General features: G+C 70.0%; 20 protein-coding genes and 4 tRNA genes. 16 read left to right on the top strand and 8 right to left on the bottom strand.

Going from position 1 to position 16,308, the window contains the following annotated elements:
• Positions 1 to 10: 10 nt before the first annotated feature.
• The 3 genes from ACRRSS_RS32470 to ACRRSS_RS32460 form a co-directional block, all read right to left on the bottom strand.
• On the bottom strand, positions 11 to 646 hold the full coding sequence (locus ACRRSS_RS32470) for an alpha-ketoglutarate-dependent dioxygenase AlkB family protein (RefSeq protein ID WP_435974571.1): 636 nt from the start codon (positions 644 to 646) through the stop codon (positions 11 to 13).
• A complete protein-coding gene (locus ACRRSS_RS32465) occupies positions 643 to 1,140 on the bottom strand; it encodes a methylated-DNA--[protein]-cysteine S-methyltransferase (protein ID WP_435974570.1) in 498 nt (165 codons plus the stop codon). The genes ACRRSS_RS32470 and ACRRSS_RS32465 overlap by 4 nt, the downstream gene beginning before the upstream one ends.
• Positions 1,141 to 1,243: 103 nt before the next feature.
• The gene (locus ACRRSS_RS32460; protein WP_351901847.1) at positions 1,244 to 1,735 is read right to left on the bottom strand and encodes a YajQ family cyclic di-GMP-binding protein; all 492 of its coding nucleotides are present in this window, start codon (positions 1,733 to 1,735) and stop codon (positions 1,244 to 1,246) included.
• A gap of 171 nt (positions 1,736 to 1,906) precedes the next feature.
• Here ACRRSS_RS32460 and ACRRSS_RS32455 point away from each other — a divergent pair.
• Positions 1,907 to 1,988, top strand: a tRNA-Tyr gene (locus ACRRSS_RS32455).
• A 55-nt stretch (positions 1,989 to 2,043) separates the two neighbouring features.
• On the opposite strand, the gene ACRRSS_RS32450 is transcribed toward ACRRSS_RS32455, so the two are convergent.
• Both ACRRSS_RS32450 and ACRRSS_RS32445 read right to left on the bottom strand, forming a co-directional pair.
• On the bottom strand, positions 2,044 to 2,700 hold the full coding sequence (locus tag ACRRSS_RS32450) for an NAD(P)H-binding protein (RefSeq protein WP_435974569.1): 657 nt from the start codon (positions 2,698 to 2,700) through the stop codon (positions 2,044 to 2,046).
• A gap of 2 nt (positions 2,701 to 2,702) precedes the next feature.
• Positions 2,703 to 3,983, bottom strand: a complete 1,281-nt coding sequence (locus tag ACRRSS_RS32445; protein ID WP_435974568.1) for an amidohydrolase family protein — start codon at positions 3,981 to 3,983, stop codon at positions 2,703 to 2,705.
• 206 nt (positions 3,984 to 4,189) lie between these two features.
• On the opposite strand from ACRRSS_RS32445, the gene ACRRSS_RS32440 reads away from it, so the two are divergent.
• From ACRRSS_RS32440 to ACRRSS_RS32415, 6 genes are all read left to right on the top strand, one after another.
• Positions 4,190 to 4,262, top strand: a tRNA-Thr gene (locus tag ACRRSS_RS32440).
• A 43-nt stretch (positions 4,263 to 4,305) separates the two neighbouring features.
• Positions 4,306 to 4,378: transfer RNA gene (locus tag ACRRSS_RS32435), tRNA-Met, on the top strand.
• Between the two features lie 89 nt (positions 4,379 to 4,467).
• The gene (rpmG, locus tag ACRRSS_RS32430; protein ID WP_003956487.1) at positions 4,468 to 4,632 is read left to right on the top strand and encodes a 50S ribosomal protein L33; all 165 of its coding nucleotides are present in this window, start codon (positions 4,468 to 4,470) and stop codon (positions 4,630 to 4,632) included.
• Between the two features lie 82 nt (positions 4,633 to 4,714).
• A complete protein-coding gene (locus ACRRSS_RS32425) occupies positions 4,715 to 5,167 on the top strand; it encodes a MaoC family dehydratase N-terminal domain-containing protein (RefSeq protein WP_351901891.1) in 453 nt (150 codons plus the stop codon).
• 2 nt (positions 5,168 to 5,169) lie between these two features.
• Positions 5,170 to 5,598, top strand: coding sequence for a MaoC family dehydratase (locus tag ACRRSS_RS32420; protein WP_435974567.1), 429 nt, complete (start codon positions 5,170 to 5,172; stop codon positions 5,596 to 5,598).
• A gap of 19 nt (positions 5,599 to 5,617) precedes the next feature.
• On the top strand, positions 5,618 to 6,718 hold the full coding sequence (locus ACRRSS_RS32415; protein WP_435974566.1) for a UDP-N-acetylmuramate dehydrogenase: 1,101 nt from the start codon (positions 5,618 to 5,620) through the stop codon (positions 6,716 to 6,718).
• A 46-nt stretch (positions 6,719 to 6,764) separates the two neighbouring features.
• On the opposite strand, the gene ACRRSS_RS32410 is transcribed toward ACRRSS_RS32415, so the two are convergent.
• The gene (locus ACRRSS_RS32410; RefSeq protein WP_435974565.1) at positions 6,765 to 7,397 is read right to left on the bottom strand and encodes an NAD(P)-dependent oxidoreductase; all 633 of its coding nucleotides are present in this window, start codon (positions 7,395 to 7,397) and stop codon (positions 6,765 to 6,767) included.
• 87 nt (positions 7,398 to 7,484) lie between these two features.
• Here ACRRSS_RS32410 and ACRRSS_RS32405 point away from each other — a divergent pair, with 87 nt between their 5' ends.
• Entirely contained in the window at positions 7,485 to 8,081 is a 597-nt protein-coding gene (locus ACRRSS_RS32405) for a TetR/AcrR family transcriptional regulator (RefSeq protein WP_435974564.1), read from the top strand.
• Here ACRRSS_RS32405 and ACRRSS_RS32400 read toward each other — a convergent pair.
• Both ACRRSS_RS32400 and ACRRSS_RS32395 read right to left on the bottom strand, forming a co-directional pair.
• The gene (locus tag ACRRSS_RS32400) at positions 8,074 to 9,129 is read right to left on the bottom strand and encodes an adenosine deaminase (protein WP_435974563.1); all 1,056 of its coding nucleotides are present in this window, start codon (positions 9,127 to 9,129) and stop codon (positions 8,074 to 8,076) included. The genes ACRRSS_RS32405 and ACRRSS_RS32400 overlap by 8 nt on opposite strands.
• 129 nt (positions 9,130 to 9,258) lie before the next feature.
• The gene (locus ACRRSS_RS32395; RefSeq protein ID WP_435974562.1) at positions 9,259 to 10,485 is read right to left on the bottom strand and encodes a pyridoxal phosphate-dependent aminotransferase; all 1,227 of its coding nucleotides are present in this window, start codon (positions 10,483 to 10,485) and stop codon (positions 9,259 to 9,261) included.
• 207 nt (positions 10,486 to 10,692) lie between these two features.
• On the opposite strand from ACRRSS_RS32395, the gene ACRRSS_RS32390 reads away from it, so the two are divergent.
• The 8 genes from ACRRSS_RS32390 (at position 10,693) to rplL (ending at position 15,882) form a co-directional block, all read left to right on the top strand.
• Positions 10,693 to 10,765: transfer RNA gene (locus ACRRSS_RS32390), tRNA-Trp, on the top strand.
• Positions 10,766 to 10,869: 104 nt separating this feature from the next.
• On the top strand, positions 10,870 to 11,157 hold the full coding sequence (gene secE / locus ACRRSS_RS32385; RefSeq protein WP_351901903.1) for a preprotein translocase subunit SecE: 288 nt from the start codon (positions 10,870 to 10,872) through the stop codon (positions 11,155 to 11,157).
• Between the two features lie 44 nt (positions 11,158 to 11,201).
• Entirely contained in the window at positions 11,202 to 12,140 is a 939-nt protein-coding gene (gene nusG / locus ACRRSS_RS32380; RefSeq protein ID WP_435974561.1) for a transcription termination/antitermination protein NusG, read from the top strand.
• Positions 12,141 to 12,299: 159 nt separating this feature from the next.
• The gene (gene rplK / locus ACRRSS_RS32375; RefSeq protein ID WP_015035536.1) at positions 12,300 to 12,734 is read left to right on the top strand and encodes a 50S ribosomal protein L11; all 435 of its coding nucleotides are present in this window, start codon (positions 12,300 to 12,302) and stop codon (positions 12,732 to 12,734) included.
• A gap of 77 nt (positions 12,735 to 12,811) precedes the next feature.
• Positions 12,812 to 13,540 (top strand): 50S ribosomal protein L1, encoded by a 729-nt coding sequence (rplA, locus tag ACRRSS_RS32370; protein WP_351901908.1) that lies wholly within the window; start codon positions 12,812 to 12,814, stop codon positions 13,538 to 13,540.
• Between the two features lie 119 nt (positions 13,541 to 13,659).
• Complete coding sequence (locus ACRRSS_RS32365; RefSeq protein ID WP_435974560.1) at positions 13,660 to 14,610, top strand: hypothetical protein; 951 nt, start codon at positions 13,660 to 13,662, stop codon at positions 14,608 to 14,610.
• A gap of 250 nt (positions 14,611 to 14,860) precedes the next feature.
• Positions 14,861 to 15,391, top strand: a complete 531-nt coding sequence (gene rplJ, locus ACRRSS_RS32360) for a 50S ribosomal protein L10 (protein WP_315891554.1) — start codon at positions 14,861 to 14,863, stop codon at positions 15,389 to 15,391.
• Positions 15,392 to 15,501: 110 nt separating this feature from the next.
• Positions 15,502 to 15,882: a 50S ribosomal protein L7/L12 gene (rplL, locus tag ACRRSS_RS32355; RefSeq protein ID WP_435974559.1), complete on the top strand. Its 381-nt coding sequence runs from the start codon at positions 15,502 to 15,504 to the stop codon at positions 15,880 to 15,882.
• Positions 15,883 to 16,308 lie beyond the last annotated feature (426 nt).

The raw sequence follows: 16,308 nt of genomic DNA, 5'->3' as shown, positions 1-16,308 counted from the left end.
GCGCCGCAGCCTAGGGGGTGACCCCGAGCCCGGTCTCCCGGAGTGTGATGTTGAGCCGCCCGGTGAGACCGAGCGCGGGGTCGGCCGTCCCCGGCAGCACCTTCGGCACCCCGTGGTGCGCCCACCGCGAGACCCCGCCGAACACGAAGAGGTCCCCGGAGGCCAGGTCGACGTCCTGGTACGGCCGCCCCCGGCCCTCCTCGTTCCCGAAGCGGAACACGCACCGGTCCCCGAGGCTCAGCGACACCACCGGCGCACCGGAACGCTCCTCCCGGTCCTGGTGCATGCCCATCCGCGCCCCCGGCGCGTAGAAGTTCACGAGCGCGGTGTCGGGAGCGAACCCGTCGTCGTCCCCGTACGCCTCGGCCACCGCCTCCCGGCCGAGCGCGACGAGCCAGTCCGGCAGTTCGACGCCGACCGTGTCGAGATAGCGGTACGGCACCCACCGCCGGCCCAGACACAGCGACCGCACCGACATGACGCCCCCACCGGGCAGCACGGTCTGCCGGTAGGGCACCGGTCCGCGCCCCCACTCCCGGCAGGCGTCCACCAACTCCCGCTGGCGCGCGAGGGGAAGCCACCCGGGCACGTGCACGGCACCGGGCGCGACGGTGGCCCGGTCACGGGGGAAGAGCCCCTCGGTCACACCAGGGCCCCCTCCAGGCCCAGCAGCCGCTCCTTGCGCTCAAGCCCCGCGGCGTATCCACGCAGGGCCCCGTCGGCTCCGATCACCCGGTGACAGGGCCGCACCACGAGCAGCGGATTGCGCCCGATCGCGGTCCCCACGGCCCGCACCCCGGCACCGGAGGAACCGACGCGCCGGGCGATCTCCCCGTACGAGACGGTCGTGCCGTACGGGATCTCCTCCAGGGCCCGCCAGACGCGCCGCTGGAACTCCGTCCCGGCGCCGGCGTCGAGCGGCAGGTCGAACCGGTCGCGCCGCCCCTCGAAGTACTCACGGAGTTGCCCGACGGCCTCCCCGAACGCCTCGGGCGCGAGCGTCCACCCGCCCTCGACCTCGACGGCCCCCTTCTGCCCCGGCAGGGACAGCGAGCGCAGCACGGCACGGCCCCCTCCGGCGAGCTGCCCGACCAGCAGCATCTCGCCCAGGGGGCCGTCGGCGTACGCGTACACGGTCATGGCTGGTTCCTCTCCCGCACGGGTCTCTCACGATCCAGTGTGCGGGGCCCGCCGAGCCTCGGGCTGGCGGAATTCGGACACGAGCGTCGACCGGGCAGCCGGGTCAGCGGTAGTTCACGTACTGGAGCGCGAAGTCGAAGTCCTTGCCCTTGAGCAGCGCCTGCACGGCCTGCAGGTCGTCCCGGCTCTTCGAGCTGACGCGCAGCTCGTCACCCTGGACCTGGGCCTTGACGCCCTTGGGACCCTCGTCCCGGATGGCCTTCGCGACCTTCTTGGCGTTCTCCTGGGAGATGCCCTCGACGACCGACGCGAAGAGCTTGTACTCCTTGCCGGAGAGCTGCGGCTCACCCTCGACGTCCAGCGACTTCAGCGAGATGCCGCGCTTGATCAGCTTGGACTGGAAGATGTCGAGGATCGCCAGGACGCGCTCCTCGCCGCTCGCCTGCATGAGGATCTTCTCGCCCGACCAGGAGATCGAGGCGTTGGTCCCCTTGAAGTCGTAGCGCTGGGAGATCTCCTTGACGGCCTGGTTGAGGGCGTTGTCGACCTCCTGCCGCTCGACCTTGGAGACGATGTCGAAACTGGAGTCGGCCATGACTCGTGGCTCCTTGCTCGGATGCTGTGGGGTACAGCCCAAAGCCTAGGGGGTGCGCCACGGCCCGAACGGCTGATCAATCCGGTGGCGGACCACCCCCCGGGATCAGGTATTGTTTACGTCGTTGCCACGGAACACCGCCGAAAAGCGGCTCCACGGCAGCGATCTCATGGCGATGTGCCCGAGTGGCCAATGGGAGCGGACTGTAAATCCGTCGGCTTAGCCTACCCAGGTTCGAATCCTGGCGTCGCCACGCGATACGAAAAGTCCCCGGTGCTTGCACCGGGGACCTTCTCGCGTTGTCCGGGTCAGTTTCCGGCCACGTCCTTCACCGCCACCGAGAGCGGCGTCGAGCCCGCGACCAGTTCCAGCGTCAGGCCGGCCGTCGCAGGGGTGTCCAGGAGCTCCGCGAGGGTCGCGGCCACGTCGTCGCGCGGGACCGGCCCGCGGCCCGTGCGAGCCTCCAGACGGACCAGGCCGGTACCCGCGTCGTCCGTCAGGCTGCCGGGGCGCAGGATCGTCCAGTCCAGGGCCGTACGCGAGCGGACCTCGTCGTCGGCCGCGCCCTTGGCGCGCAGATAGACGTCGAAGACCTCGTCGCCCGGGTGTGTCGCGTCCGCGCCCATCGAGGAGACGACGAGGTAGCGCCGCACACCCGCCCGTACCGCCGCGTCGGCGAACAGCACCGCCGCCGCGCGGTCCACCGTGTCCTTGCGGTCCACGCCGCTCCCGGGGCCCGCGCCCGCCGCGAAGACCGCCGCGTCGGCGCCCTGCAGCACCGCGGCGACCATCTCCACCGACGCCGACTCCAGGTCCAGGACGACGGGTTCCGCCCCCGCGTCCCGCAGGTCTCCCGCCTGCTCCGGTCTGCGGATGATCCCCGCGACCTCGTGCCCGCCCGCCGAGAGCAGCCTCTCCAGGCGCAGGGCGATCTGTCCGTGTCCTCCAGCGATGACGATGCGCATACTCACGACCGTACGACGGGACCGGCCGGAGGGCTTCCCGGCTCGGGCGGCCGCTCCGGGCGCGCCTGCCGCGGCAGGTCGAGCGCCGCCGCCGAGTCGCAGTACTCCCGCACCGCGCTCGTCCGGGCCACCACCCGGCCCCGGTGCACCACGATCCGGCTGTACGCCAGGGACAGCACCCCCGACAGGCGCTCACCCCGCACCGCGAGCAGCTCCGCCGGGAAACCGGCCTCCACCCGCACCTCCGGCAGCCCCATCGCGCCCCGCGCCTCCGCGCTCACCGCCGCGTACGCCTCCTCGGGCGGCAGCCCGCCCAGCGAGGCCAGCAGGTACGCCGCCTCCAGCGGATCCCCGCGCCCCACCGGGTTGGCCACGTCCCGCAGCGCCCCGCTGCCGGCCGCGACCCGCACCCCGGCCGCCCGCAGCAGGCGCACCGGCGCGGCCCCGCGCCGCTCGGTACCCCCGCAGCCGCCCTGCGGCAGACACACCACCGTCACCCCGGCCGCCGCCAGACCGTCCGCCGTCCGCCGCGCCGCGTCGGCGGGGAGCCGCCCGAGCCCCGCGCACGGTCCGATCGTCACCCCCGGCCGCAGCCCGCCGGCCATGGCCGCGAGCCGGGCCAGCCGGGCCGGGTCCTCCCCGTCCGTGTGCAGGTCGACCGGGACACCGTGCTCGGCCGCGACCTCCAGGACCGCCTCCACGTATCCGGCCGGGTCCGGGTCGAGGTCCGGACAGCCGCCGACCACTCCGGCGCCCATCTTCACCGCGTCCCGCAGCATCGCCAGCCCGTCGGCGCCGGCCACCCCGGTGAGCAGCCGGGGCACCGCGACCGCGGTCAGGTCCACCAGGCCGCGCAGCGAGCGCCGGGCCTGGAGGACGGCTTCGAGCGGGCCGAGCGCGTGCACGTCGCCGATCCGCACGTGCGCGCGTTGCGCGGTCGAGCCGTGGCCGAGCTGGAGCAGCGCCGCCTCGGTGGCCCGGCGCTGCACGTCCTCGGGGGCGTACGAGACGGGCCCGGGGGAGTCGGCGGAGAGCGCGGTGTCGGCGTGGGCGTGGGGTTCGGCGGCGGCGGGCAGCAGCAGATAGCCGGTGAGGTCCACGCGCGCGCCCACGGCGGTGAGGCTGCCGGCCGTGCCGACCGCCTCGATGCGGCCGCCGACGAGCCGGACGTCCACGGTCCGTCCGTCGGTGAGCCGCGCGTGGGAGAGCAGGAGCGAGGCCGAGTCGGCGGTGGTGGCGGCCCCGTCGTCGGGCGGCTGGGGCTGCTTGCTTTCGGCTGACATCGGGGCTCCTCAAGGCTCCTCAAGATCAAGATCACGCAGCGTGGGCCGAGCCTAGGGGTGCTCGCCCCGAGCTTCGAGGAGGAGCGCAATAGTCGTACCGATGAGGCCACGAGTGGCGTACGTGACGCCTGGTGAGGACCGTCGGGCGGGGCCCGGGAAACGGATTTGGGCGATGGGCCGGGGACCGTGTAATGTCTTCCTCGCTCGCCCCAATAGCTCAGTCGGTAGAGCGTCTCCATGGTAAGGAGAAGGTCTACGGTTCGATTCCGTATTGGGGCTCTGGTGAGAAGGACCCACCCTCGGGTGGGCTCCGGATCATCAAAGCGGTGTAGCTCAGTCGGTAGAGCAAGCGGCTCATAATCGCTGTGTCACCGGTTCAAGTCCGGTCACCGCTACACACGGTAGCCGATTGCGGGGTCGGTCCTTCGATCGGCTACCCTTTTATGCGTTCATCCGTCCCACCGTCCGTCCAAGGAGCACTCACGTGGCTGCCACCGACGTCCGCCCGAAGATCACGCTGGCCTGCGTGGAGTGCAAGGAGCGGAACTACATCACCAAGAAGAACCGGCGTAACAACCCGGACCGTCTTGAGATGAAGAAGCACTGCCCTCGCTGCAACTCTCACACGGCGCACCGCGAGACGCGCTAATCAGGCTCGTACACGAGGCCGTCCCCACCCGGGGGCGGCCTCGTGTCGTTTGTCGGCACCAAATCCAGGAGGTATCGAGTCCATGGCGCTCGACCAGTCCTTCGTGGGTCGGACCTATCCGCCCACCCCGCCCTACGAGGTCGGCCGCGAGAAGATCCGCGAGTTCGCCGAGGCGATCGGTGACGCCAATCCCGCGTACACCGACATCGAGGCGGCCAAGGCGCTCGGGCATTCCGATGTGATCGCCCCGCCCACCTTCGTGTTCGCCATCACCTTCAAAGCGGCCGGCGCCGTGATCGAGGACCCGCAGCTGGGCCTCGACTACAGCCGGGTCGTCCACGGCGACCAGAAGTTCGCCTACACCCGGCCGGTACGCGCCGGGGACCGGCTCTCGGTCACCTCCACCATCGAGGCCATCAAGTCCATGGCGGGCAACGACATCCTGGACATCCGCGGCGAGGTCCACGACGCCTCCGGCGAGCACGTCGTGACCGCCTGGACCAAGCTCGTCTCCCGCGCACCCGAGGGGGCCTGACCATGACCGCGAAGATCAGCTACGACGAGGTCGAGGTCGGCACCGAGCTGCCCGCGCAGACCTTTCCCGTGACGCGCGCCACGCTCGTCCGGTACGCCGGCGCCTCCGGGGACTTCAACCCCATCCACTGGAACGAGAAGTTCGCGGTGGAGGTCGGCCTCCCCGACGTCATCGCCCACGGCATGTTCACCATGGCCGAGGCGATCCGCGTCGTCACCGACTGGGCCGGCGACCCCGCCGCCGTCGTCGAGTACGGCGTCCGCTTCACCAAGCCCGTCGTCGTCCCCAACGACGACCGGGGCGCCACCATCGAGGTCAGCGCCAAGGTCGCCGCCAAGCTGGACGACCAGCGGGTGCGGGTCGACCTCACCGCCATGTGCGCCGGGCAGAAGGTGCTCGGGATGAGCCGGGCCGTGGTCGCGCTCGCCTGACGGTCACGTTGTTCCACGCGTGAGACAAGTCGTTTCGCGCGTGGAACGTACTCTTGAGCCCGTGCAGCCTCTCCACGACGCCCCCCTCGCGCCCCTGACCACCTTCCGGCTCGGCGGTCCCGCCACCCGGCTGGTCACCGCCACCACCGACGACGAGGTGGTCGCGGCCGTCCGCGAGGCCGACGCCGCGGGGACGCCGCTGCTGATCATCGGCGGCGGCTCCAACCTCGTCATCGGGGACAAGGGCTTCGACGGCACCGCGCTGCGGATCGCCACCACCGGCTTCTCCCTCGACGGGACCCGGCTGGAGCTCGCCGCCGGCGAGGTCTGGACGGACGCCGTCGCCCGGACCGTCGAGGCCGGGCTCGCCGGGATCGAGTGCCTGGCCGGCATCCCCGGTTCGGCAGGCGCGACACCGATCCAGAACGTCGGCGCGTACGGCCAGGACGTCTCCGCCACCGTGACCGAGGTCGTCGCCTACGACCGGCGCACCGAGGAGACCGTCACCCTCACCAACGCCGAGTGCGCCTTCTCGTACCGGCACAGCCTCTTCAAGGACCACCCCGAGCGGTACGTGGTGCTGCGGGTCCGCTTCGAACTGGAGGACGCGGACGGGCTGTCCGCCCCGATCAAGTACGCGGAGACCGCCCGGACCCTCGGCGTCGAGGCCGGTGAGCGGGTGCCGCTCGCGAAGGCCCGTGAGACCGTCCTCGCGCTGCGGGCCGGCAAGGGCATGGTCCTGGACCCGGAGGACCACGACACCTGGTCCGCGGGCTCCTTCTTCACCAACCCGATCCTCACGGCGGGGGAGTACGACGACTTCCTCGCGCGCGTGGCCGGGCGGCTCGGCGCGGACGTCACCCCGCCGGCCTTCCCCGCGGGCGCCGACGGCGCGGTGAAGACCTCCGCCGCCTGGTTGATCGACAGGGCCGGGTTCACCAAGGGGTACGGCTCCGGGCCCGCGCGGATCTCCACCAAGCACACGCTCGCCCTGACCAACCGGGGCGAGGCGACCACCGAGGACCTGCTCGCGCTCGCCCGTGAGGTCGTCGCCGGGGTCCACGAGGCCTTCGGGATCACCCTCGTCAACGAGCCCGTCACGGTGGGCGTCGAGCTCTAGGCCGTGTCCGGAAGGTCCCGCCTGGCCCGCGACGCCCGGCCACGGCCTAGTACGCGACGCCCACGCCCTGCTTGACCGTCGCCGGGTCGTCGATCATCGCCAGCATCGCGTGGGCCACGTCCGCGCGCGCGAGCGACCGGCCCCGGGGCGGGGTGCCGCCGACGACCGTGCGGTAGCGCCCGGTGACCTGCTTGTCCGTCAGCTTGGGCGGGCGTACGGAGGTCCAGTCCGTGGTGCTCGCGGCGAGGTCCGACTCCATGACCCGCAGGTCGTCGTAGATGTCCTTCAGGACGGAGTTGATGATCGCGAGGACGGCTCTGTCGACCAGGGCCTGACCGTCCGGGACCGGGCCGAGCGGGGCCGCGCTGACCACCAGCAGGCGCCGCACCTTCTCCGCCTCCATGGCCGTGAGCACCGAGCGGGTCAGCCGGGCGGCGACGCCCGCGTCCGCGCGGCCGCGGGCCCCGAGGCCGGAGAGGACCGCGTCCCGGCCCCTGACCGCCCCGCGCAGTTCCTCGGGGTCGGACAGATCGGCGCGGAGGACCGTGAGCCGCGCTCCGGACGCAGTGAGCCCCGCCGGGTTCCGTACCACCGCCGTCACCTCGTGGCCCGAGGCCAGCGCCTGGCCGACGATCTCCCGACCGATGCCACCGGTCGCGCCGAAGACAGTGAGCTTCATGTCGCACCCTCCCGGGGTGGGTAAGTGTTCACTCACCCTCAGGGTGGGTGGATACTCACTCACGCGTCAAGCGTGGCTGGAGGATCCATGGAACAGAAGCCGACCCGGGTACGGATCGTCGACGCCGCCCGCGACCTCATGGGGTCCGTGGGGCTCGCCCGCACCACGACCAAGGAGATCGCCAAGGCCGCCGGCTGCTCGGAGGCCGCGCTCTACAAGTACTTCACCAGCAAGGAAGAGCTCTTCCTCGCCGTCCTCGGCGAACGCCTTCCCCAGCTGGGCGGACTCCTCGGCACGCTCGTCGCCGACCCCGGCGGCCGCACGGTCGAGGAGAACCTCACCGAGATCGCCCGCCGGGCCGCCCTCTTCTACGAGCAGACCTTCCCGGTCCTCGCCTCCCTCTACGCGGAGCCGCAGCTCAAGCAGCGGCACGAGGAGGCCATGCGCACCTACGGCAGCGGCCCCCACAAGCCCGTCGAAGGCCTCGCCGCCTATCTGCGCGCCGAGCAGCGGCACGGCCGCATCGCCGCCGACGCCGACCCGTTGGCCGCCGCGTCCCTGCTCCTCGGCGCCTGCGTCCAGCGCGCCTTCGTCTGGGAGGCGAGCCCGGACCGCAGACCGCCGGACTCCCTCGACGACTTCGCCCGTTCGATCGCCCGCACGCTGATCCGGGGGATCAGCTAGCGATCCAGTCGTCGATCCCCGCGAGCAGCTTCGCCCGGACGCCCTCCGGCGCCGCCGAGCCCCGCACCGACTGCCGGGCCAGCTCCGCCAGCTCCGCGTCCGTGAACCCGTGGTGCCGTCGGGCGATCTCGTACTGCGCCGCGAGCCGTGACCCGAAGAGCAGCGGGTCGTCCGCGCCGAGCGCCATCGGCACCCCCGCCTCGAAGAGCGTTCGCAGGGGTACGTCCTCGTGCTTCTCGTACACCCCCAGGGCCACGTTCGACGCCGGGCAGACCTCGCAGGTCACCCCGCGCTCCGCGAGCTTGCGAAGAAGCCGCGGGTCCTCCGCCGACCGCACCCCGTGACCGACCCGCGACGCCCGCAGATCGTCCAGGCAGTCCCGTACCGAGGCGGGACCCGTCAGCTCGCCGCCGTGCGGGGCCGCGAGCAGTCCGCCCTCGCGGGCGATGGCGAAGGCCCGGTCGAAGTCCCGCGCCAAGCCCCGGCGCTCGTCGTTGGAGAGCCCGAAACCCACCACGCCCCGGTCCGCGAACCGGACCGCGAGCCGGGCGAGCGTACGGGCCTCCAGGGGGTGCTTCATCCGGTTCGCCGCGACGAGCACCCGCATCCCGAGCCCGGTCTCCCGGGAGGCCGCCTCGACCGCGTCCAGGATGATCTCCAGGGCCGGGATGAGCCCGCCCAGGTGCGGGGCGTACGAGGTGGGGTCGACCTGGATCTCCAGCCACCCCGAACCGTCCCTGACGTCCTCCTGGGCCGCCTCGCGGACGAGCCGCTGGATGTCCTCGGGGGAGCGCAGGCAGGAGCGGGCGATGTCGTACAGCCGCTGGAAGCGGAACCAGCCGCGCTCGTCGGTCGCCCGCAGTCTGGGAGGCGTACCGCCGCTCAGCGCCTCGGGAAGGTGCACGCCGTACTTGTCGGCCAGCTCGATGAGCGTCGTGGGCCGCATCGAACCGGTGAAGTGCAGGTGCAGATGGGCCTTGGGCAACAGGGTGAGATCGCGGTGGACGTTAGGGGGGTTCGGGGGGTGTCCCTCGGAAAAGGCCTGCATCGATCGATCCTGCCGCACCCGAACGGACCAGGGCACCCCCTTTCCCCGATCGGGACCTTGCTAGAACGCAAAAACGGGCCCCCGGTTCCGAAGAACCGGGGGCCCGCCGTCACCGGATGCGGGGACCGCTCAGTCGGTCGCCTCGGCGAGGAGCTTCTGTACGCGGGACACGCCCTCCACCAGGTCCTCGTCGCCCAGCGCGTACGACAGGCGCAGGTAGCCCGGCGTGCCGAAGGCCTCGCCCGGGACGACCGCGACCTCGGCCTCGTCCAGGATCAGGGCGGCCAGCTCGACCGAGGTCCGCGGACGCTTGCCGCGGATCTCCTTGCCGAGCAGCCCCTTCACCGACGGGTACGCGTAGAACGCGCCCTCCGGGGTCGGGCAGTACACACCCTCGATCTCGTTCAGCATCCGCACGATGGTCTGGCGGCGCCGGTCGAAGGCGGTGCGCATCTCCGCGACGGCGTCCAGGTCGCCCGAGACGGCGGCGAGGGCGGCGATCTGCGCCACGTTGCTCACGTTGGACGTGGCGTGCGACTGCAGGTTCGTCGCGGCCTTCACGACGTCCTTCGGGCCCACGATCCACCCGACGCGCCAGCCCGTCATCGCGTACGTCTTCGCCACACCGTTGACCACGATGCACTTGTCGCGCAGCTCGGGGACGATCGCCGGCAGCGAGGTGAACTTCGCGTCGCCGTAGACCAGGTGCTCGTAGATCTCGTCGGTCAGGACCCACAGGCCGTGCTCGACGGCCCAGCGGCCGATCGCCTCGGCGTCGGCCTCGGGGTACACCGCGCCGGTCGGGTTGGACGGCGAGACGAAGAGGACGACCTTGGTCCGCTCGGTGCGGGCCGCCTCCAACTGCTCCACGGAGACCCGGTAGCCGGTGGTCTCGTCGGCGACGACCTCCACCGGGACGCCGCCCGCGAGGCGGATCGACTCGGGGTACGTCGTCCAGTACGGCGCCGGGACGATGACCTCGTCGCCCGGGTCGAGGATCGCGGCGAACGCCTCGTAGATCGCCTGCTTGCCGCCGTTGGTCACCAGGACCTGGGAGGCGTCGACCTCGTAGCCGGAGTCGCGGAGCGTCTTGGCGGCGATGGCGGACTTCAGCTCCGGCAGACCGCCGGCCGGCGTGTAGCGGTGGTACTTCGGGTTCTTGCAGGCCTCGACGGCCGCGTCGACGATGTAGTCCGGGGTCGGGAAGTCGGGCTCACCGGCGCCGAAACCGATCACCGGGCGCCCGGCGGCCTTGAGAGCCTTGGCCTTGGCGTCGACGGCGAGGGTGGCGGACTCGGAGATCGCACCGATCCGGGCGGAGACCCGACGCTCGGTGGGAGGGGTAGCAGCGCTCATGCGGCCCATCGTCCCAGACCGCTCCAAGGCCCGGCACACAGGTTTCACGGACCGGACAGGAACGGCCATTCCCGGTCGTACGCGCGTCCGACAGCAGGTCGGTCGCGGTTCCTGTTCGACGCGGGGCCCTCCGACCACGTATGCTCACTGCTCGTTGGCCCGCACCGACCACATCTCACGATGCGGTAGGTTGAGGGACACCAACAAAGGGTCGTAGCTCAATTGGTAGAGCACCGGTCTCCAAAACCGGCGGTTGGGGGTTCAAGTCCCTCCGGCCCTGCTACACACACCGCCAGGTGTTGTGCGCATGTACGTACTTCATTGCACCGCCGTGCGGCTCCATCCCGGGCGCGGCACGGCCGACCCGGAATCAGGTGAGAGATCGTGACGGACGCCGTAGGCTCCATCGACATGCCTGATGCCGATGACGAGGCCTCCGAGTCGAAGAAGAAGTCCCGTAAGGGCGGCAAGCGCGGAAAGAAGGGCCCCCTGGGCCGTCTCGCGCTCTTCTACCGACAGATCGTCGCGGAGCTCCGCAAGGTCGTCTGGCCGACGCGCAGCCAGCTGTCGACGTACACCACCGTGGTGATCATCTTCGTCGTCATCATGATCGGCCTCGTTACCGTGATTGACTATGGCTTCCAGGAAGCAGTCAAGTACGTCTTCGGCTGACTTTTTGTTCCACCCCATCTGTATCGCAGGAAGAAGCAGCCACCGTGTCTGACGCGAACCTGAACGACGCCTTCGAGTCCGAGTCCGTCGAGGACGAGCTGGACATCGTCGAGGCCGCCGACGAGGACCAGGCCGACGCTGCTGACGACGCTGCCGGCGAGGCCGCCGAGGAAGCCGCCCTCGAGATCGAGGACGAGGACCAGGACGAGCCGGAGACCGACGAGGCCGCCGACGTCGCCGAGGGCGACGAGGACGAGACCGTCGAGGCCGTCGAGGACGAAGACGCCGAGGACGCCGACACCGAGGGCACCGAGGACGAGGACGCCGAGGACGAGACCGACGAGGAGGCCGAGCCGGCCGCCCCGGTCGACCCGGTCGCCGCGCTCCGCGAGGAGCTGCGCACCCTCCCCGGCGAGTGGTACGTCATCCACACCTACGCGGGCTACGAGAAGCGCGTGAAGGCCAACCTCGAGCAGCGCGCCGTCTCGCTCAACGTCGAGGACTTCATCTACCAGGCCGAGGTCCCCGAGGAAGAGATCGTCCAGATCAAGGGCGGCGAGCGGAAGAACGTCAAGCAGAACAAGCTTCCCGGCTACGTTCTCGTCCGCATGGACCTGACGAACGAGTCCTGGGGCGTCGTCCGCAACACCCCCGGCGTCACCGGCTTCGTGGGCAACGCCTACGACCCGTACCCGCTGACCCTGGACGAGATCGTCAAGATGCTCGCCCCGGAGGCCGAGGAGAAGGCCGCCCGCGAGGCCGCCGAGGCCGAGGGCAAGCCGGCTCCGGCCCGCAAGCTGGAGGTCCAGGTCCTGGACTTCGAGGTCGGCGACTCGGTCACCGTCACCGACGGCCCCTTCGCCACCCTCCAGGCGACGATCAACGAGATCAACCCCGACTCGAAGAAGGTCAAGGGCCTCGTCGAGATCTTCGGTCGCGAGACCCCGGTCGAGCTCAGCTTCGACCAGATCCAGAAGAACTGAATCCCATAGGTTTCCGACCAGGTCAGAGTGGCTCTCGCAGCTGCTCTGACCTGCTCGGTTTTTAGCCGCGCGTCTATACCCGTTATCGTTGTGCGGTATGCCTCCATCCGGATGACCGGATGGCGGGCTGAACACTCTCACTAGGACCCGGAGAGAGCAATGCCTCCCAAGAAGAAGAAGGTCACGGGGCTTATCAAGCTCCAGATCAACGCTGGTGCGGCCAACCCGGCCCCGCCGGTCGGTCCCGCGCTGGGCCAGCACGGCGTCAACATCATGGAGTTCTGCAAGGCCTACAACGCCGCGACCGAGTCGCAGCGTGGCATGGTCGTGCCGGTGGAGATCACGGTCTACGAAGACCGCACCTTCACCTTCATCACCAAGACTCCGCCGGCCGCCAAGCTGATCCTCAAGGCCGCGGGTGTGGACAAGGGCTCCGGCGAGCCGCACAAGACCAAGGTCGCGAAGCTCACGGCCGCCCAGGTCCGCGAGATCGCCACGGTCAAGCTCCCCGACCTGAACGCCAACGACCTTGACGCCGCGTCGAAGATCATCGCCGGCACCGCCCGTTCCATGGGCATCACGGTCGAGGGCTGATCACCCCCCTCGTGACCTAGTGGTAGGGCCGGCGCGGCCCGCACCACGACTCCGTACCTGAACCAACAGGAGCAGAAGTGAAGCGCAGCAAGGCTCTCCGCGGCGCGGACGCCAAGATCGACCGGGAGCGGAACTACGCCCCCCTCGAGGCCGTCCGCATCGCCAAGGACACCGCCACCACGAAGTTCGACGGCACCGTCGAGGTCGCCTTCCGCCTGGGTGTCGACCCGCGCAAGGCCGACCAGATGGTCCGTGGCACCGTGAACCTTCCGCACGGCACCGGCAAGACCGCCCGGGTCCTGGTCTTCGCGACCGGTGACCGTGCCGAGGCCGCGATCGCCGCGGGCGCCGACATCGTCGGCTCCGACGAGCTCATCGACGAGATCTCCAAGGGCAACCGCCTGAACGAGTTCGACGCCGTGGTGGCCACCCCGGACCTCATGGGCAAGGTCGGCCGCCTCGGCCGCGTCCTCGGCCCGCGTGGTCTGATGCCGAACCCCAAGGTCGGCACCGTGACCCCCGACGTCGCGAAGGCCGTCAACGAGATCAAGGGCGGCAAGATCGAGTTCCGCGTCGACAAGCACTCGAACCTGCACTTCATCATCGGCAAGGTCTCCTTCGACGAGACGAAGCTGGTCGAGAACTACGCCGCGGCTCTGGAGGAGATCCTCCGTCTGAAGCCGTCCGCCGCCAAGGGCCGCTACATCAAGAAGGCGACCCTGACGACGACGATGGGCCCCGGCATCCCGCTGGACTCCAACCGCACCCGGAACCTCCTCGTCGAGGAGGACCCGGCCGCGGTCTGAACCCCATCGGTTCACTGAGTGGTCGACAGGCCCCCGTCTCTCCTCGGAGAGACGGGGGCCTGTTCCTTGTTACGGTTCGAGGGACGGCGAAGACGTCGACCAAGGGGTGGGGAACGCTCATGAACAAGTCCACGTGGAAGCGCACGGGCGTCGCCCTGACGGCCGTGGCCGTGGCGACGGGGGTCGCGGGCTGTCAGGACGGCGACGGGAAGGCGGCCGAATCGCCCGCCAAGCCGCGGACACAGAGCCTGGAGGCCGTCACGAAGGCCATCCGGGCCGCGTACGCGAAGACCTCCGAGGCCAAGGCCGCGAAGATCCGGATGACGATCGAGACGAAGGGCGCCGGCCTCGGCTCCGGCACCACGACGTTGACCGGGGTACAGGGCTGGGACCCGGCCGCGATGGACGTGACCATGTCCGGCGGGATGTTCGCCGACGCGGGCGCGGCCGGAATGCCCGAGAAGATCCGCATGATCATGCGTGACAACGTCATGTACATGGACATGGGCGCCGAGCAGGCCGCCGAGATGGACGGCAAGCGCTGGATGAAGATGGACTTCGCCGGGATGGCGAAGGAGTCCGGCGACGCCGCCCTGCAGAAGCAGATGACCCAGGGTCTGGGCGGTATGAACCAGGACCCGGCCCAGCAGCTCGCGCTCCTCCTGGAGGCTCCGGGCATCAAGCACGTCGGCCCGGAGAAGGTCGAGGGCGTCGAGGCCCAGCACTACAAGGGCTCGATCGCCTTCGAGGACATGCTGGACGCCAACAAGAGCCTGGACGGCCTGCCCGAGGCGGACCGCGACAAGCTCGTCGCGACCATGAAGGACTCGGGGATCAAGGGCTACGACACCGAGCTCTGGGTCGACGGGGACGGCTACCCGGTCAAGATGGTCGTCGGCATGAAGATGCCCGAGGGCTCGATGAACATGACCGCGTTCTACTCGGACTACGGCACCGAGGCCGCGGTCGAGGCACCGCCGGCCAAGGACACCTTCGACTTCATGGAGATGCTGAAGGGCATCGGTGAGGGTCTCGGAGACGGCGCCGACGCAGGCCTCGGTCAGGGCTGATTTGCCCCGGGGCGACCCGGTCACGTACTCTTCCGAAGAAGCCAAAGACCGCTGGTCGTCACCGTGCCGTCAAGGTGCGGTGGCCGAAGGATTCGCTGAGACGCGAACGACCCGCGTAGGTGATCGTGGAAAAGTTCCCTGGTCCTTGTGACACGGTTGAGCTGAGCCCCGAGCGCCTGCGCTTGGGGCGTTTTTGTTTTGTCAGCTCCTTCTGAGCGGTCCTCATCACCCGGAAGGAGGCCGACGCTCTATGGCAAGGCCCGACAAGGCTGCCGCGGTAGCCGAGCTTGAGGACCAGTTCCGCAGCTCGAACGCCGCCGTGCTGACCGAGTACCGGGGTCTCACCGTCGCGCAGCTCAAGACGCTGCGTCGTTCGCTCGGTGAGAACGCCCAGTACGCCGTGGTGAAGAACACGCTGACCAAGATTGCGGCCAACCAGGCCGGGATCACCGCGCTGGACGAGCACTTCGCTGGTCCGACCGCGGTCGCCTTCATCACCGGTGACCCGGTGGAGTCGGCGAAGAGCCTGCGTGACTTCGCCAAGGACAACCCGAACCTCATCATCAAGGGCGGTGTCCTTGATGGTAAGGCGCTCTCCGCCGATGAGATCAAGAAGCTCGCGGACCTCGAGTCCCGCGAGGTTCTGCTCAGCAAGCTGGCCGGCGCGTTCAAGGGCAAGCAGTCTCAGGCTGCCTCGCTCTTCCAGGCGCTGCCGTCGAAGTTCGTCCGCACCGCGGAGGCGCTTCGCGTCAAGCTCGCCGAGCAGGGCGGTGCCGAGTAATTCGGCTCGCGCATTGATCCGCGCCGCCTAGTGCGCGGGTCGTAGCGGGCCGTTACGCCCGCCTCTACATACATCCGGCACCTGCCGAATTAGTGGAAGGATCGCCCATCATGGCGAAGCTCTCTCAGGACGACCTCCTCGCCCAGTTCGAGGAGATGACCCTCATCGAGCTCTCCGAGTTCGTGAAGGCCTTCGAGGAGAAGTTCGACGTCACCGCCGCCGCGGCCGTCGCCGTTGCCGGCCCGGGCGCCCCGGCCGCCGCCGAGGCCGTCGAGGAGCAGGACGAGTTCGACGTCATCCTCGAGGGTGCCGGCGACAAGAAGATCCAGGTCATCAAGGTCGTGCGCGAGCTCACCTCCCTGGGCCTCAAGGAGGCCAAGGACCTCGTCGACGGCACCCCGAAGCCGGTCCTCGAGAAGGTCGCGAAGGAGGCCGCCGAGAAGGCTGCCGAGTCCCTCAAGGCCGCCGGCGCCTCCGTCACGGTCAAGTAAGGCCGTTTCGGCTCGCTGAGCTGACTCCTGCCCCCGTGTAACGCGGGAGCACCGAAAGGCGATCACCCTTGTGGGTGGTCGCCTTTCGGCGTTCCCCGGGAAGGGCGTGGCGGGGGGCCCGAGGGTCGTCGGCGGCGGAGTATGGTGATCTTCGCCGTGCGCCCCGCGGACCGGGGGGCCTTGACGAACCGCACGCAGCGCGCAATTCTCAGGACGCGTCGTCACAACGATCCGTTTCCGAGGCATGGATCGACGACTGAACGGGCAGTATCGAGGTGCGCCACACGGCGCGAGGCACCGCGGAGTTGAGAGCAACGAGGGTCGCGAATTATTCGCCCTGGACATCAGTGAGCCAAGTGGCTACACTGACCCTTTGCGCTGCCTGTTAGCTGCCCCCTGCCCGTCACCAGGGGCATACCTTCGCAT

The sequence above is a fragment of the Streptomyces sp. Qhu_M48 genome, from assembly GCF_051305195.1.
Classification (GTDB): Bacteria; Actinomycetota; Actinomycetes; order Streptomycetales; family Streptomycetaceae; genus Streptomyces.
This window is presented reverse-complemented; position numbering and strand designations above follow the sequence as displayed.